This window comes from bacterium (assembly GCA_016873475.1).
Taxonomy (GTDB): domain Bacteria; phylum Krumholzibacteriota; class Krumholzibacteriia; order JACNKJ01; family JACNKJ01; genus VGXI01.
Genome location: VGXI01000058.1, coordinates 1 through 16,509 on the forward strand (window position 1 = coordinate 1; position 16,509 = coordinate 16,509).

Annotated in this window: 12 protein-coding genes; 2 read left to right on the plus strand and 10 right to left on the minus strand. The window is 71.0% G+C overall.

Annotated features, from left to right (window positions below):
• The 5 genes from FJ251_06725 to FJ251_06745 form a co-directional block, all read right to left on the minus strand.
• Positions 1 to 1,286 (minus strand): hypothetical protein (locus tag FJ251_06725; GenBank protein MBM4117427.1); only part of this gene is annotated, 1,286 nt, incomplete at its 3' end.
• Positions 1,287 to 1,413: 127 nt separating this feature from the next.
• A complete protein-coding gene (locus FJ251_06730) occupies positions 1,414 to 2,073 on the minus strand; it encodes a hypothetical protein (protein MBM4117428.1) in 660 nt (219 codons plus the stop codon).
• On the minus strand, positions 2,070 to 2,708 hold the full coding sequence (locus FJ251_06735; protein ID MBM4117429.1) for a sigma-70 family RNA polymerase sigma factor: 639 nt from the start codon (positions 2,706 to 2,708) through the stop codon (positions 2,070 to 2,072). Before FJ251_06735 ends, FJ251_06730 begins: the two co-directional genes overlap by 4 nt.
• Positions 2,701 to 5,697, minus strand: a complete 2,997-nt coding sequence (locus tag FJ251_06740; GenBank protein MBM4117430.1) for a CHAT domain-containing protein — start codon at positions 5,695 to 5,697, stop codon at positions 2,701 to 2,703. The genes FJ251_06735 and FJ251_06740 overlap by 8 nt, the downstream gene beginning before the upstream one ends.
• Complete coding sequence (locus tag FJ251_06745) at positions 5,520 to 8,594, minus strand: hypothetical protein (GenBank protein ID MBM4117431.1); 3,075 nt, start codon at positions 8,592 to 8,594, stop codon at positions 5,520 to 5,522. The genes FJ251_06740 and FJ251_06745 overlap by 178 nt, the downstream gene beginning before the upstream one ends.
• Before the next feature lie 125 nt (positions 8,595 to 8,719).
• Here FJ251_06745 and pyk point away from each other — a divergent pair, with 125 nt between their 5' ends.
• Positions 8,720 to 10,135, plus strand: a complete 1,416-nt coding sequence (gene pyk / locus FJ251_06750; GenBank protein MBM4117432.1) for a pyruvate kinase — start codon at positions 8,720 to 8,722, stop codon at positions 10,133 to 10,135.
• 265 nt (positions 10,136 to 10,400) lie between these two features.
• On the opposite strand, the gene FJ251_06755 is transcribed toward pyk, so the two are convergent.
• The 5 genes from FJ251_06755 to FJ251_06775 all read right to left on the minus strand — a co-directional run bounded on the left by FJ251_06755 (position 10,401) and on the right by FJ251_06775 (position 14,475).
• Positions 10,401 to 11,864, minus strand: coding sequence for an HAD-IG family 5'-nucleotidase (locus FJ251_06755; GenBank protein MBM4117433.1), 1,464 nt, complete (start codon positions 11,862 to 11,864; stop codon positions 10,401 to 10,403).
• A 28-nt stretch (positions 11,865 to 11,892) separates the two neighbouring features.
• On the minus strand, positions 11,893 to 12,240 hold the full coding sequence (locus FJ251_06760) for a hypothetical protein (protein MBM4117434.1): 348 nt from the start codon (positions 12,238 to 12,240) through the stop codon (positions 11,893 to 11,895).
• 271 nt (positions 12,241 to 12,511) lie between these two features.
• Positions 12,512 to 12,805 carry an RNA-binding protein gene (locus FJ251_06765; protein MBM4117435.1) on the minus strand — a complete coding sequence of 98 codons (294 nt, stop codon included), beginning with the start codon at positions 12,803 to 12,805 and terminating at the stop codon, positions 12,512 to 12,514.
• A 267-nt stretch (positions 12,806 to 13,072) separates the two neighbouring features.
• Complete coding sequence (locus tag FJ251_06770) at positions 13,073 to 14,086, minus strand: fatty acid desaturase (protein MBM4117436.1); 1,014 nt, start codon at positions 14,084 to 14,086, stop codon at positions 13,073 to 13,075.
• Positions 14,087 to 14,151: 65 nt separating this feature from the next.
• A complete protein-coding gene (locus tag FJ251_06775; GenBank protein ID MBM4117437.1) occupies positions 14,152 to 14,475 on the minus strand; it encodes an RNA-binding protein in 324 nt (107 codons plus the stop codon).
• A 561-nt stretch (positions 14,476 to 15,036) separates the two neighbouring features.
• On the opposite strand from FJ251_06775, the gene FJ251_06780 reads away from it, so the two are divergent.
• Positions 15,037 to 16,509, plus strand: a 1,473-nt coding sequence (locus FJ251_06780; protein MBM4117438.1) for an exo-alpha-sialidase, incomplete at its 3' end; no start/stop codon positions are given.

Genomic DNA, 16,509 nt, shown 5'->3' on the forward strand with positions numbered 1-16,509 from the left:
GGGGCCGCGCCGCCATAGTAGAGGAAGATCTCGCCCTGATCGCTGTCGTACCCCGGCGCACCGATGAGCACATCATCGAACCCGTCGCCGTTCACGTCGCCCGCACTCGCCACCGAGTAGCCAAGCAGGGTCTGGGTAGCATGGCTGGCAGACGACCAGTCGGCGTTGGCCGCTGTCCCCGCGGCGCCGAGCCCCGAGGCGCCGTTGCCCCCGCCAGGCGCACCGCCTAGCCAGAGGTAGGCACGACCCTCGGTTTCGTTGGGCCAGTCCCCCATCTCGGGCGCACCGACGAGAATGTCATGGTAGCCGTCGGCGTTGATGTCGCCGGCGCAGCTCACACTCTGCCCGAACTTGCCCATCCCGGAGAGAACGCCGGGCCTCGCGCTCCAGGCGGCGCCGCCCCCTAAGCCGCTTGCACTGCCGAGATAGACGTTCACCCGTCCCCAGCTCTCCCCGGCGCCGTTGTCGTAGTTCGGGATGCCGACGATGGCGTCGCTGTAGCCATCGCCATTCAAGTCCCCGGCTGTGCCGAGGCTGAAGCCGAACTGGGCCTGCGCTACGTTCGGCTCCGCCGTCCAGGCCGGCGAACTCACCAGGGGATCGATGATGATCGGATAGCGAGCGTCGCGGTCATCAACCTCGATTCGCAGGCAGTCCGCCGCGAGCACGAGCGACGCCGGGAGCAAGCGCTCCGTCGCATCGTAGGCGACCAAGCCAGCATAGCGGAGGGTGACCGCGACCTCGCCCGCGAGCGCGAAGTCGATGCTCGACTCGGTGGCGCGCGCGATCAGGTTTCCGCCGAGCAGCGCCTCGACTTGCAGGGGACCCTCGCCGGGTGGTGCGGCGACAAGCGTGAAGCCCTGCTCCAGACCATCCGGGCGGTTCTCGTACCATTCCAGGCAGTCGGGGCGGCGGTACTCGACTCGGGGCCCCGCCGCAATGGGCGAAACAGGGACCACGGGCCGCATGGCGGCTGGGCGCCCCCAGGCTCGCGTCTGCAACTGCCAGCTCCAGGCCCGCTCCCCGGGCACTCGTGCCCGCACCCGAATCCCCGTCTCCGTGAAGTCGACGCGGAGATTCTGCGCGCGATTGGGTGCCGCCAGACCCCACTCCAGCGGCACCGCCGCGTACTCGCCCGTGGCAATCGTCGCCTGGATCCGCGTCCACCAGTCTCCGGGAGCTGGGCCGAACGCGTGCGCGATGACCGGCGCGAGAACCAGCACGCCGAGGACAATGACGAGCAAAGCGAGGAATCGCGACCTACGGACGTCGCAGGCAATGTACATGGCCACCCTCCCGGATCGTGGTTGCTCGACTCACCGCCTAGCGGGCGGCGGCGATCACGGGATTCGAGCCCGAAGCTTGCCCGCAAATCACAGACTGGAGCACTTCTGTGTAAGCGAACCGACGAAATCAGGGAATCGACAGGGTGGCGATCGGGGAGTGTGCGAGCACCGCTCCTTCCGCCGTCGCGAGTGCCGTGACCTGCCAGGCGAATGGCGGCGCTGCCTTCGCGCGCAAGCGCGCCGCATCGACCCGCAGCAAGGTATCGGCGAGGCTCGCGCGCAGCAGTGACCGGAAGTCGGCGTCCCAAATATCGACGCGATAGCGCGCTGCCCCGGCCTGGGCCCGCCAGCTGAGCCGCAGCGTGTCCGCTGCCTCTCTCCCCACCGGGAGGAGCAGGATCGTTGCGGGCATCGGCTCACCGCGCCAACGCGGGGTGGTCTCACGCGGGCGCCAGCCCCATTCGTCGACGACCGCGAAGAGGACGCCGGCCAGCGCCAGGCTCGCCGCGACACCCCAAGCAAGGCGGGGGCGGCGCAGCCAGTTTGGCCGGCGATCGGCGCCAGCGCCCCGCAGTTCCGCTGCAAGTGCCAGCTGGAGACGCCACGCGGCATCATCGGGGCGGCTGCCCGCCGGGCGTGAGCGGTCGTGCAGAAACTCCTCGAGCTGCTCCAGTTGGGTCTGGCAGCGGGGACAGCCCAGGAGCGCCTGCCGAGCAGGCGCCGTCGGCGGGAGATCTACCAGGGTCTCGAGGTCCCGAGTGGACAGGCAGCGGTGGTCGACCTTCATGCGCTTCCTCCTCGTTGCCCCTTTGGCGCAGCCTCCAGGGTAGCCCGCAGCTTGCGGCGGGCGGTCTGCAAGACGCCGCGCGCACCCGTGGCGAGGGAACTGTTAAGGCGGCGCGTGATCTCCTCCACCGGTAGACCTTCGACATAGCGGTACCAGACGGCAAGCCGCTCCACCGGACTAAGGACGTCATTCAGGAGCGCGAGCAAGGATTCCTCGCGCTCGCGCGCCTCGAGGACGGTTGCCGCGTCCGGCCACGCAGAGCCGAGCCCATCGGGATCGATCTCCGGGTCCCGGGTCAGGCGGGGGCGACGCAGAGCTCGCGCGCACCGATTGCGCGTGAGCGTGAAGAGCCAGGTCGAGTAGCGGCTCTCGCCACGAAAGCTGTCCAGGGCTCGGTAGGCGGTCAGCATGACATCCTGCGTCAGATCGAGAGCCGACTCATGGTCCCGCGTCCGGCGGAAGCACCAGAGATAGACTTGCTCCTGGTAGCGAGCGTAAAGCTGGGCGGCGGCCGCCCGTGCCGACGCGCTGCCCGGCGCCTCTCGCTGCCGACGGATCAGCTCCTCGTCGGCGAGTAGCGATCCGCCGCCGAGTGCGCTTCTCTGGGAGTCACGCTTCGCCCGGGAATCACGCATGCCGGCCTCCCGGAGAGCGCGCGCGGAGATAGCGCCAGACGGGCAGGCCGGCCGCGGCGAGGAGAACAAGGGCGAGTAGGGCCAGCGGCAGCCGCCGGCTCGGCGCCCGCGGCAGAACGAGGGGGACGCTTCCGTCACCGATGAGCAGGAAGCCAGCCCAGTGTCCGGGGGTGGGCCCGGGCGCGTCCTGACGCATCGCGAGCTGCGCCAAGCGCAGGGCTTCCGTGATCGTTACGCCACGGTCGAGTTCCGTGTAGAAGCGCCGTGTGAATGCCGGCATGAGGTCATCCCGCACTGGCCAGAGACTGGCGAGAACGGCGGGAACACCGGCCGCGAGGAAGGCGCTGCTCAGTCCCAGCACGCCTTCGCCAGAGACGATGGTGCCGCCGGCGGACTCGCAGCCGGCCAAGACGGCGAGACCTGCGGACAGCCGGGTCCCCGCGATCTGGGCTGCCGGCAGGACCTGGGCCGAGTCCCCCGCCGCCGCTCCGGCGAGCAGGAGCGCCGAGCGCCACGGATGCTGGTCGTCGAGGCGAGTATGGGCGGCGAAGTGCATCACCCTGAATGCGTCGAGAGCCGCCGGGTCCAGCGGCGACTGCTGAAGCCCGTCGATACCCCAGGTGGTCACGCCCTTGTAGCGGCCGCGTAGCCAACGCCCCTCGGCGAGGGCCCCCGGATAGGGATCGCCACCTTCCGGCTGCCGACCCGCGACGACGAGGAGGCTGCCTCCGCCACGGACCGCCGGAGCTCCATGGGCGATCCGGAGATCAGCGAGCAGGCTTGCCGAGGGCAGCGTCAGCACCTCGTGGGTCGACAGCAAGGGTCCATCCGCGCCGACCTCCAGGATGGCCAGCGGAATGAGGTTGAGCGCCCCGTCGGGTGAATAGAGGATACGGCGATTGCGACGCAGGAGGTCTGCGGCGCCGCCCAGGAGCGAGCGTCCGAGTTGCTGGCACACCGCGCGGATGAAGGCGGTGTCCGCAGTTGCTGGCGCCTGGGTTAACACTTCGCGCAGGCGTTGCAGGCGCCACTCCAGATCGTTGCTGCCGAGCCGGGGCCGCAGCACCCGGCACTCCCGCCGATCGACAGCGAACAACAGCAGGGAGTCGGGACCGACAAAGGCATCGAGCAGGAGTTCTCCCTCCTTGAGGAGGCTCCCCTGGAGATGCGCTGCGGTGAGCGTCTCGCCGCCGACCGCTTCATTGCCACTGGCGGCAGGACCCAGCAGCCGTTCCCGCAGGGTACGCGCCTTGAAGCGCTGGAGGAGCGCGAAGGTCGCCTGCTCGCGATCGGCTTCCGCGCGAATCGCCGGCCCCGCGAGCTGAAGCTGGGCGAGATCGGCGAAGAGCTGGCGAGCGTTGCCGCTCCACTGCTCGCGCCACTCCGGATCCTGGGACCGGGTCCGCGCGCGCTCCCAGACCGCAACTGCGCGCTGTAGCAACGCCATTGCGCTATCGGGCTCGGCGAGCTTGAGGTAGCAGCGTCCGGCCAAAGCGAGCGGAGCCAACTGTCCCCCGGCTTCGGCGAATCTCCGCGCCAGCGACTCGGCACGGCGGAAGTGCAGGAGCGCAGCACGAGGTTGGTCGCTGGCCAAGAACAGCTCGCCGTGAACCCGCTCGGCCTCGAGCTCGGTTCCGGTCGAGAGCCGCTGCCGGAGTGGTGCGACCCGCTCGGCCAGAAGGGCAAGTCCCTCGGCGCAGCTGTCCATCTCCGCCAGGGTCTGGGCGAGGTGCATCAGAGAGCTGGCGATCTGGTCGGGTGAGCAGGGGGAGAGTGGAGTCAGTGAGGCGCGATAGTGGGCCGCGGCCTCCGGCAGGCGACCTTGCCGCCGGCGGACGTTCCCAAGCTGCTCCAGCAGCATTGCCCGGTGGACAGCATAGCCCTCCTCGGCGCACATGCGCAGCGCTTCCTCGAGCATCGCCGCCGCCTCGGCAAAGCGACCCAGATTCGTGAGTGCGGTGGCGGTGTTCTTCGCCGGGATGATGCACCCCTCGGGGTTGCCATGGTCCCGATGCAGCGCATAGGCGCGGCGAAAGGCGCCCAAGGCCGCTGCCGGATCGCCGAGAGCGAACATCAAGGTCCCCAGGTTGTTCAGGGCATGGCCTTCGCTGAAGGGGTCCTTGAGCAGCCGGCTTTCTTCTGCGACGCGAGCGTAGCAGGCCGCTGCTTGCGCGAAGTCACCGGCGCCGTTGTGGCAGCGGCCGAGACCGGTCAGCGCGATCAGCGCGAACCGGCGGTTTCCGAGCCTCTCAAAGAGAACGAGGGAGCGTTCGTAGCCTATCCGCGCCACCTCGAGATCGCCGGCCTGGAGGTCATCGTAGGCCAGCGTCAGTCGCGCGTAGGCCTCGTGGGCTTCGTCGCCGCGGCGAAGGGCGCTCGCCAGGCTGGTCGCGGCCAGTCGCCGGACTTCCGCCCGGCGGCCCTGGAGTTCGAGGGCCACCGCCAGCCAACGGTGCAGCCGCGCCCAACGCAGGCTGTCGGTCTCGGCGGGGAGCACCGCGAGCGCCGCGCGCAGGGCGGCTTCCGACGCGCGCCCCTGCCCGATCGTCGCCAGCACGCGTCCTCTCGCCAACTGGAGATCCGGGAAGCAGGGGCGCCCGGCGGGCGAAGCCAGCAGGCTGTCGAGCAGCGCCAGCGACTCCGCGGCGCGCTGCCGCAGGAAGAGGGAGTCGGCCCAGGCCAGGCGCTCGCGCGCCGCAGCAGTCTCGGCGCCGAAGACAGGTGCGGGGGGCGATTGCCCGAGCCCGATGCAGACGAGGAGGAGGAGACCGAAGCGCCAGCGCCCTCCCGCCTCACCGGGCAGCGGGGATCTCATTTCAATAACACGAGCTTCTGACTCGCGGCCCGGCCGCCGGTCTGAAGCCTGATGATGTAGAGCCCGCTCGCAAGCAGCCGACCTTCGCCATCCCGGCCGTCCCAGACCACGGCCTGTGATCCTGCCGGGCGGGAGGCGCCCGCGAGCAGACGGCGCTGGCACCGGCCGCTGCAATCGAGCACATCGAGATCGACGCGCGCTGGCGAGTCGAGAGCAAAACGGATCGTCGTGCTCGGGTTGAAGGGATTGGGCTGGGCGGGCAGCAGCGCGAAGGTCGCCGGCGCCTCGCCCACCGGCGTCGACCCCTCGCTGACGAGCAGGTGCTGATCCGCGGCGAGCGCCGTCAGCCGCTGCAGGATCCCGCTCGGCCAGCGGATGAGCAGGCTGTCCACGCCGCTGGCCGCGCCGAGCCCGAAGTGCAGGGTCGGCGCGTTCTGGGAGAGGTAGCCGGCGTCGCCGCCGAGGGCGCGCGTCACGCGCAGCGCGCCCGCCACGGCCGTGACCCGGGCCCCGAGTCCGAGCCGGTTGCTCGCCGTGCCGACGAGGTCCACGCTCAGCCAGTGTCCGCCCGCCGTGTCGTTGCGCAGCAGGCGGTTGGCGCGATCGCTGTAGGCGACGTAGAGGTCGAGGTCGCCGTCGGCGTCGAAGTCGGCCCAAGCGGCGCCGGTGCCCGCGCCCTCGCCCCCGAGCACGGGATGCGTCGCGTCGGCGAAGGCGCCGCCGCCGAGGTTGCGGAAGAGCCGGCTGGCCCCGTTGTTGACGAGGTAGAGATCCAGCCAGCCGTCGCCGTCGTAGTCCGCCCAGGCGGCGCCGCGGCCGGCGCCCGCGTCGTCGAGGGGCGCGGCCGTCATGTTCGCGAAGTGCCCGCCCTCGTTGCGGTAGAGCCGGTTCGCCCCGTCGTTGACGACGTAGACGTCCAGGTCGCCGTCGTTGTCGCAGTCGCCCCAGGCGGCGCCGAAACCGTTACCGGCATCGCCGAGCCCCGCCGCCGCCGTCTGGTCGCTGAAGCTGCCGCCGCCCTCGTTGCGGTAGAAGATGTCCGCGCTGTGGCGCACGAGGTGCAGGTCGAGGTCGCCGTCGCCGTCCGCGTCCACCCACTCCGCCGAGCGCCCCCAGCCGCTGTCGCCCAGCGGCGGCGCCGTGGCGTCGGCGAAGCTGCCGTCGCCCACATTGCGCAGCAGGCGATCGGCGATGTAGGCGTTGACCAGATAGAGATCGATCAGCCCGTCGCCGTCGTAGTCGCCCCAGGCGAGATCGCTGGTGTACTGCGAGGGCGCCAGCGGCGCGGGCGTGATGTCCGCGAAGGTGCCGCCCTCGTTGCGGAAGAGCAGACTGCCCTGGCCGCCCGTGCGCGCGAGGGCGAGGTCGAGGTCGCCGTCGTTGTCGATGTCCGCCCAGGCGGCGCCGCGGCTGAAGCCGCTGACGTCGATGGGCGGCGCGCCGCTGCTGGCGAAGTTGCCATCGCCGAGGTTCGTGAAGAGCCGGTTCGGGCTGCCCGAGTTGCTGAGATAGAGGTCCGGGCGGCCATCCCCGCCGGCGTCGCCCCAGGCGACCGCCTGGCCGTTGCCGGGATCGGCGACCGGCGCCGTGGAGAGATCGCTCCAGGCACCGCCGCCGAAGATCCCGAAGCGTGGACTCCAGGCGAAGCGGCCGTCGTCGCCGACGACCTTGATGCGGAAGTCGCCGCCCGTGCCCCAGGCCGGGTCGACGGGCCCGGCCGGCGTCTCCTGGCCGTCGTTGGCCGTCCAGTCGGCGAGGCGGGCGACGAACTGCGTGTCGGCGTAGAGGTCGAGCACGACGCTCGCGCCGCTCGCACCGCTCCAGGTGACGGTCGTCATCGGCTCGCCGTGGGTCCAGATGGCGCCGGCCGGTGGCGCGCTCACGGTGAAGTAGCCGAGCGGCTCGATCCCGATCACCATCCCCTCGGCCAGGTGGTCGCAGCCCGACCAGGGGCAGTAGACCTCGTCGAGGGCGTACCAGAGGCTCTGGCTGCCGCCCCAGCCGTAGTTCATGTGGTAGTAGCGGGCACCGGCCTCCTCCTGGTAGCCGTCGCAGATGATCGAGTGGCTGGTGATCCGGTAGTGCATCGGCCGCGGCGGCAGGGCGTCCAGCTCCGCGCGGATGTGGGCCCACCAGCTGTCGGCCGTGTGCTGGCTGCGGTTGATGAACTCGGTCGTCGCCGCGCAGCGGAAGTAGCTGGGGTAGACCTGGGCGCCGAGCTCCACGTAGCTGCCCGAGGCGCAGACGCCGTAGTCCATCTCGAAGGCGACACCGACTTCGTAGTTCAGCTCCGCGGCGGCCGCCGCTTGCTGCGCGGTGTAGCCACTCGAGTAGGAGACGAGGATGCTCCCCCAGTCGTAGGCGTCCCCGAACTCGGCCTGCAGCAGTCCACCGCCGGCCTGACCGCCGCAGGACCCGTCGCCGCCCCAGTAGTAGCTGTGCGAGCCGCTGCCGTAGCTCGGGTAGTTCCAGTACTTGAGGATCATCGCCGCCGAGGTCGCCACGCAGCCCACCACGCAGGTGCCGCCGTCGCCCTCCGGGCAGTCATTGTTGAAGGGGGCGCCCTGGTGCCAGTTGCTGAGCACCAAGGGGCCGACCGCCGACTCGCGCGCCGCCGGCGCCTCGCCGGCCAGCAGCGCCGCCCAGGCCGCCCGGGCGCGATCGGCGGCGGGATCCAGGCCGGGCGCCGGCGCTCCGCGCTCGGCGAGCAGGGCCTGCGTGAGGCCGAGCGTCTCCCGCAGCAGCGCGGCGCAACCGCCGGTCGCGGTCGGATCGAGATCGGTATCGAAGGAGAAGGCCTTGATCGGCGGCAGCTCGCGGGCCGCCGAGACCAGCAGGTGCCCCTGGGGCGCGAGCGGCAGGCGCCAGCCGAGGAGCCGCCCCTTGTCCGCCCAGAGCAGACAACCGAGGATCCGGTGCCCGACTGCCTCGCCCTGGCTCTGGCGGGCGGCCAGCCAGATCTGACCCGCGCGCAGCGCCTCCGCGTGGCCGACGGCCTTGGATTCGGCAGCCAGAGGGGCGCCGGCGAGGAAGAGTAGACCGAGGGCGAGCCAGATCGGGCGCTGTGGCATGGGGGCCTCCGCGAGGGGGTGATCGCCTCAACTATAGCAGAGCGCTCCCGCCACCGGCTAGCACGACGCTGGACAGGCCGCGGCCGGCGGGCCTAGTCTGCCGGCGTCGCCAGCAGGAGGCCGCCATGCGCAAGACGAAGATCGTCGCCACCATCGGCCCGGCCTCGGACTCGCCGGCCCTGATCGCAGCCCTCATCGAGGCCGGCCTCGACGTGGCGCGGCTCAACTTCTCCCACGGCACCCCGGCCGAGCATCGGGCGAAGATCGCGGCCCTGCGCGAGGCCGCGGCGCGCCTGGACCGGCCGGTCGCGATCCTGCAGGACCTCGCCGGGCCGAAGATCCGCATCGGCGAGGTGGCGGGCGGCGCGGTCCGCCTCGAGGCCGGCGCCGAGTTTCGCCTGCGGCCGGGGGCCGGCCCCGGCGACGCCGGCGGCGTCGGCGTCAACACGCCGAGCCTCATCGCCGAGGTCGAGCCCGGCGACCACCTGCTGCTCGCCGACGGCGCCCTCGAGCTCGAGGTGCTCGCGCACGCGGGGGAGGAGCTCGTCACGCGCGTGCTGGTCGGCGGCCTCCTCGGTTCGCGCAAGGGCATCACGCTGCCCAGCCGCAGCCTGAGCGTCGCCAGCCTCACCGAGAAGGACAAGACCGACCTCGCGCTCGGCATGGAGCTGGGCGTGGACTTCGTTGCCCTCTCCTTCGTGCGCAGCGCCGAGGATCTCGCCGCCTGTCGGCGCGTGATGGCCGTTCACGGCGAACCGCTGCCCTTGATCGCCAAGATCGAGAAGCACGAGGCGCTCGCCAACATGGACGCCATCGTCGCCGCCGCCGACGGCGTCATGGTCGCCCGCGGCGACCTCGGCGTCGAAACCCCGCTCGCCCGCGTGCCGGCCGTGCAGAAGCAGCTCATCGCCAAGTGCAACCGCGCGGGCATCCCGGTCATCACCGCGACGCAGATGCTCGGCTCGATGGTGACGAGCCCGCGCCCGAGCCGCGCCGAGGTGACGGACGTCGCCAACGCGATCCTCGACGGCACCGATGCCGTCATGCTCTCCGAGGAAACGGCCACGGGTGCCCACCCGGTGGCGGCCGTCGCGATGATGGACCGCATCGCCCGCGAGACGGAGACCGTCTTCCCCTACGCGACCTGGGGCGAGCGTGTGGCGCACAGCGCGCGCCAGGGTCTGCGCGAGGCCGTGGCCCAGGGCGCCTGCGCGCTCGCCGAGGCGATCGATGCCGCGGCGATCATCCCCTTCACGCGGACGGGCGGCACGGCGCAGCTCGTCGCCAAGTACCGGCCACGGGTGCCCATCCTCGCCCCCTGCTCGCTCGCGGCCACGCGCCGGCGCCTGGCGCTCAGCTGGGGCGTGCTGCCGCTGGCCAGCGAGCGCTTCGCCGACAGCGAAGCGATGCTGCGCCATGCCTGCGAGGTGGCGAAGGCGACGGGGCTCGTTGCCAGCGGCCAGCGTGCCGTACTCACCGCCGGCCTGCCCGTGGGCGCCGAGGGCGTCACGAACACCATCCGCGCGGCGGTGCTGGACTAGGCCGGGCGTCGATGGGGGGAGGAGAAGGATGCGCACGCTGCTCTTGAGCGGCTTGCTGCCGGCGGCCCTCGCGGCGACCACCCAGGCGTAAGTGCAGCCCTTCATCGGCCTCTTTGCCAACGAACAGGCGAGCCGCTGCGAGGCGGAAGCGCCACCGTTCGCCCCGGTTCGGCTTTTCGCCCTTGCGGTCCTGCCCCCGGACCTCCCAGGCATTACGGCCTGTGAGTTCCGGATCGCGAACCTAGAGCCGGATCAAGGCGCTCTACTAGCCGGGATTCGCCGCGAGGCTGCGCTCGTGCGGCATCGGCGCGCGGCGTGCTCGGAAGAAGGCGAAGGGCGTCGCGTAGAGCAGGTTGGAGACGCGCGAGGTGTAGATGTCCGCGTGGCGCTCGACCTGGCGGGCGAAGTAGCTCTTGTCGTTGCCGCTGGCCATGAGCAAACCCCAGCGCGCGTTCGCCAGCTCCCCCGCCGCCTGGGCGATCGGCGTGATCTCGGCATCGAGGGCCAGCAGGGCCTCGCGCTGGGCCTGCAGCCGCTGCTCGAGCGCTTTGAGCGGCTCCTCGCGCGGCGGCGCCGCACCCTCGCGTCGATTGAGCACCCGCAGGCGCAGGTGCGAGAGCGCGCGTTCCATCTCCTCCTTGCGTGCCATCAGCGCCGCCAGCACGCGCAGCCCTTCGCTGTAGCCGGCCTCGGCGCGGATCTCGGCCTCCAGCTCGCGGACGACGAGGGCCGTCCGCCAGCGGCGCAGGTTCTTGGACACGTGGACGTCGCCGTAGGCGTGATCCCCCACGTAGAGCACCTGATCCCCCCGCAGGCCGAACATCTGCTCGACCGCTCCCGCGTGGCCGCCGTGGAAGACGCCCCCCGCGCCCGGCGCCCCCACCACCGGCGAGAGCAGGCCGGCATCGTCGACGACGGCGAAGAAGGGCTGCTGGCCGAGGAAGAAGGCCGGCTTGCGGGCCGCGACGATGATGAGGTCGAAGAGCCCGCGCCAGTCGAGCCCGCCCGGCAGGAAGCGGTCGAATGCGTAGGCCATCATCGCCCGCGTGAAGGGCCACTCCGAGTTCGTGACGAGCAGGAGCTTCTTGCCCGCCCGCTTCTGGTCGAGCAGCACCCAGGGGATCTCCGGGTCGAGGTCGACGAAGCGCTCGGGCCGGGCGACGATCTCCGCCTTCAGGCGGCCCTCGAGGTGGGCCTCGTCGAGCACGCGCTTGACGAGGCGATAGAGATCCCCGTAGCCCGAGGGCGCCGGCGCGCGTCCGGCGTCGAGCAGGTCCACGAGCTGCGCGTACATGCTCGCCTCCGAGAGCGAGAAGAGCGTATTCAGAAAGACGAAGCGCGGCTCGGAGAGGTCCACGACCGTCTCGGCGTAGGCCTGGCGCAGGGTCTCGAAGTCGAGCGTGCGCGTGCCGTGCGCGGCGCGCTTGACGTAGCCGAACTGGTTGGCCTTGAGGATGTTGCCCAGCTCGAGGTCGATGATCAGCCCGCGCTGGTACTCGCTCGGCTCGAAGCGGAGCTCCGCCACCGGCCAGCCGAGCCCGCGCAGCTTGCCCCGCATGTGCGAGAAGGAACGCTGCTCCCACTTCTCCACCCGGTAGTGGATCAGCGTGTAGTCCATGTCGTAGCCGATGGCCCTGATCGAGCGCAGGTTGAGCGTTCGATTGCAGAAGATGCCCCGCTCGGCCGGTGGCGGCGCGAGCGGCTGGGCAGGCTGGGGCTGGGTGCTCATCGCGGCGCTCCTGGCGAGGGGGGGAAGCCTAGCGGGGGATGAAGAAGGCGGCCGCTCCGGCGCCCTTGCCGTCGTCGATGCGGGTGCTGAACTCCTCGTCCATGGTCACCTCGTAGTCGTCCGGCTCGAGGTACATGGCGCGCGCGGTCACCGTGCCATCGGCGTCGACCCGGAACTTGACGTAGTTGTAGACGAAGCCGCGCCGGTTGATCAGCGTGGTGTGCGAGAAGGCGAAGTACTCCTGGTCGTTGCCGATGCTGCCGGCGGCGAAGAACTCGCAGGCCTCGATGGCGACGACGCCGATGGCGCTGGGCGCCGGGACGGTGTCGCCGTCCACGCTCAGCGCACAGCGGCCGTAGTCGATGACGAGGCGCACGGCGACCTCCGGGGCAGCAGCCGGAACAGCCTAGCGCGTCGGCGGCGCGAGGCCAAGCCCTCGTCTGCGCCCGCCGCCGCCACCCTGGCGCCAGCGCCTGGTTCGCCGAGGTCTACTACTTCGCCTTCCTCCATTCCGCGAGCCTCGGCCGGGAGTTCGGCTTCTCGGCCCGCAGCGGGAAATGAAAACGGGAGCCCGCCAGCGGCGGGCTCCCGATCATCTCCAGCGCCGGTCGCGCCTCAGGCGCGGCCGCTGCGTGGGCCTGCGGCGCCTAACGGCGCCAGTTGCCCCCACCGCCACCGCGACCACCACCGCCGCGGGTGTCACGGCGCTCTTCGGCCTCGTTGACGCGCAGAGTGCGGCCACCGAACTCGTAGCCGTCCAGCGCGCTCAGCGCCGCGGTCGGGTCCTCCATTTCGACGAAACCGAAGCCACGCGGGCGGCCGGTTTCGCGATCGTTGATCAAGTTGACGGACAGGACGGCGCCGTGCTTCTCGAAGAGGGCCCGGATCTCGTCCACCGTGACGCTGAAGGGCAGGTTACCCACATACAGTTTCTTGGCCATGTCTGCTCCGAATCGCCCCATCACCATGTAATGTCGGGAAGGCGTCGCGAGCCGCTCGCGGGCCTCTACTCCCAAGCTTCTCTCGGATTGGCGCTGAAGAATCGCGGACGCGCAAGCGCGGACGGCATTCTGACAACGGCCGTCGATTGGGCGGGGGCAACGGCCCCTCGATCCTGAGGCGGCTTCTGAACGGGAACCAATATAGCCGAAATCCGCCGGCTTGTCACCGGGTAAACGCCGCCGGTCGCCCGGGACGGTCCGGCGGCCCTAGGCCAGCGCCGGGACTGCCCTGGCCGCAGCGAAGCCGACCAGGCGCCCCGCGTCCTCGTCCCAGAGGCGGAAGCGCAGGCAGCGGAGGCTGGCGCGCAGGGTCAGCGGCGGCACCGCCTGGAACAGCGGGCTCGACTCGTGGCAGGACTGCAGGAAGTAGTTGGGAACCCGGGGACTCAGGTGGTGGATGTGGTGGTAGCCGATGTTGCCCGTCAGCCATTGCAGGAGGCGCGGCAGCCGGTAGAAGGAGGCGCCGGCCAGGGCCTGGTCGAGGTAGTCCCAGTCCCCCGTGCGCTTCCAGTAGGTCCCCTCGAACTGGTGCTGGACATAGAAGAGCCAAATGCCGGCGGTGCCCGCCAGGAGGATCACCGGCAGCTGGATCGCCAGGTAGGCCCTCAGTCCGATCGTCAGGCTGGCCGCGAGGGCGATCACCGCCAGCCCCAGATTCGTCCAGACCTTGCTCCAGCGGGCGCGCTTGCCCTCGCCCCGGTGCCAGAAGCGGTAGTTGAGCAGGAACACGTAGAGCGGCCCCAGGCCGAGCAGAACCAGCGGATGCCGGTAGAGCCGGTAGGCCAGCCGCCGCGCCCGGGAGGCGGCGCGGTACTCGGCGACGGTGAGCGTCCAGATGTCGCCGTCGCCCCGGCGATCGAGGTTGCCCGAACCGGCGTGGTGGCGGGCGTGCTCCTGGCTCCAGCCGGTCGACGGCAGGAAGGCGATCAGGCCCGTGAGATAGCCGACGACGCGATTCGCCAGGCGCGAGCGGAAGAAGGCGCCGTGGCCGCAGTCATGGCAGACGATGAAGCTCCGCACCAAGAAGCCGGCCGCGGTCAGGGCCAGCGGCAGCGTGAGCCAGTAGGACACGCGCAGGCTGAGCGGCATCGCCACCCAGAGCAGCAGATAGGGAAGTACGGAGGTGGCGAGTTGCCCGAGGCTGCGCGCCAGGCTGGACCGCTCGAATGGCTCGACCGCGGCCCGCCACTCGGCCGGGTCGATCGCGCGCGCTGACTGCATGGGACTCCCGGCCGAGGCGAAGCCCTGGCGGCCCGCAGGCCGCCAGGTTTCGTTGTGAAGTGTGGCTACCAGCGACCGCCGCGGCCGCCGCCGCCGCCGCGCTGGCCGCCACCGCCGCTGCGCATGCCGCCGCCGCCGCTGCTACGATCGCGGCGCTCCTCGGCCTCGTTGACGCGCAGAGCGCGGCCGCCCATCTCGTAGCCGTCCAGGGCCGCCATCGCCGCGGTGTGGTTCTCCATCTCGACGAAGCCGAACCCGCGGGGACGACCCGTGTCGCGGTCGGTGATCAGCGCGACGGAGTGGACGGTGCCGTGCTTGCTGAACAGCTCGCGCACCTCGTCCTCGGTCGCCGTGAAGGGAAGGTTGCCCACGTAGAGCTTCTTGGACATCGAAATCTCCGCATCGCCCCAGGTTCGTCGACGGAGACCCGGTCCGCCATCGGTGGCACACCGGTCCTCATAGCTTCTCGGGATTGCCTGCACTGGGCGCGGCGAAGGCCGGCCAGAGGCAGCGGATCGTGATTCGACGGGGGCGAGCGGCGGATCCATCCTCGAGGAGTCGTCTGTCCCACTAAGGTAGCCGAACGCCCCCCGCCTGTCACCGACAAAAAACCCTTCCCGCAAGTGGCCGCCGGCCGTGGCCCAATTCGGAGCGTCTTGTCCGGCGATTGACTTGGCGCGCCGCGAGGCGCAGACTTGTGCCTGGCCCCACCGTTTCGGCACTGCCGCGGCGGGAGGGGATACGCCCCTCCTTCCGCTCGCCGAAGGGACGATGGGTTCGGGTCGTGATGACCAGACGGAGGTGGACAGATGCACCGCTTTGCCTGGCGAGGCCATCGCCCTGTTCTTCTCAGCTTACCCTTCCTGATTGTCTCAATTCTATTACCTTGTGGCCGATCCCTGCCAGTTGCCGGAGAAGGGCTGCCCTCACCCGGGAGCGCGGTCTCCCACTTGCCGCTGGACCCCGGCCACAGCGGCCAGGTCGCGCCGGCCCCCCTCGCCGCGAGTCGAGCCCGGGACACCTGGACCTGGACCGGTGGCCCCCAGGGCGCGGTGGTCATGAGCCTGATCGCGACGCCCCGGGGCACGCTCCTCGCGGGCACGGACAACGGCGGGCTCTACCGCTCCACTGACGGCGGGGACTCTTGGCTGGAAGCGGATCCCTCGCTGGCCTGGCCTTGCTGCAACTACTCGCTCTTCGGGCTCGCCGCGAGCGACCTCGCGGTCTACGCCGGCACCTGGGGCGGCGGCGTCTACCGCTCGGACGACGACGGCCTCACCTGGTACCCGACCGGATCCATCCCCGACGAGTCCTATCCGATCGTCAACGCCCTGGCCGCCTGCCGCTTCGGCGAGACGGTCTACGCCGGCGGCAACTTCGGCATCGCTCGCTCGGACGACGGCGGCGGCAGCTGGACCGCGGACGAGAACGGCCTGCCGAGCGGCTGGGTCAGGGGCCTCGCGCTCCACGGCGGCCTGCCCTATGCCTTCTTCGACAGCGGGGTCTATCGGCGCGATCCCGCGACTGGAGCCTGGTCGCCCTTCGCCGAGGGCCTCTGGGCCGACTACGGCCAGCAGTCCTTCTGCGCGGCGGCCGGCACCCTCTTCCTCGCCACGCACGAGGGCGGCGTCTTCCACCTCGACTGCGCGGACGCGGCCTGGACCGAGTTGAACGCCGGCTTCGAGGACGACAACGTGGACGCCGTCGTCGAGGCCGACCAGACGCTCTACGCAGGCCTGATGGGCAGCGCCGTGCGCCGCTGGGATCCCGCTGTGCAGGCCTGGGTCTGGAACGGCGTCGATCTCTGGAATCGCGACGTGCGGGCGATGGCCAGCCTCGGCCGCACGCCCTACGCAGGGACCTACGGCGGCGGGGTGTTTCGGCTCGACCTCGCGACGCAGGGCTGGATCCTCAGCCGCGAGGGCATGGCATCGCCCTTCGTGCGGGACATCGCCAGCGACGGCGAGCGGCTCTACGCCGCGCTCTTCGGCGGCGGCATCCAGATCTCGGCCGACGAGGGCCTCACCTGGTCCCTGGCCCCCGGCGCCGGCCCGCCCAATGTCTTTCCGCTCGAGCTCGCGGTCGATGGCGGCGCGGTCTACGCCGGCACCTGGAGCGGCATCTGGAAGTCCACGGACCAGGGCCAGAGCTGGACGGGCGCCGGCCTGCCCGCCGAGGCGATCTTCGCCCTGGAGGTCCTGCCCGGCGGGCTCTACGCGGGCACCTTCGGCGGTCAGGTCTGGGTCTCCTCCGACGGCGGCAGTTCGTGGAGCGAGCGCGGCACGGGCATTCCCTTCGTCTGCGTCCAGGATCTCGCGCTCGTCGGCGGCACGCTCTACGCGGCGACGCTCGGGCAGGGCGTCTTCCAGCTGCCCGCGGGCGAGACGGTCTGGGCCCAGATGAACGCGGGCCTTCCGGAGACC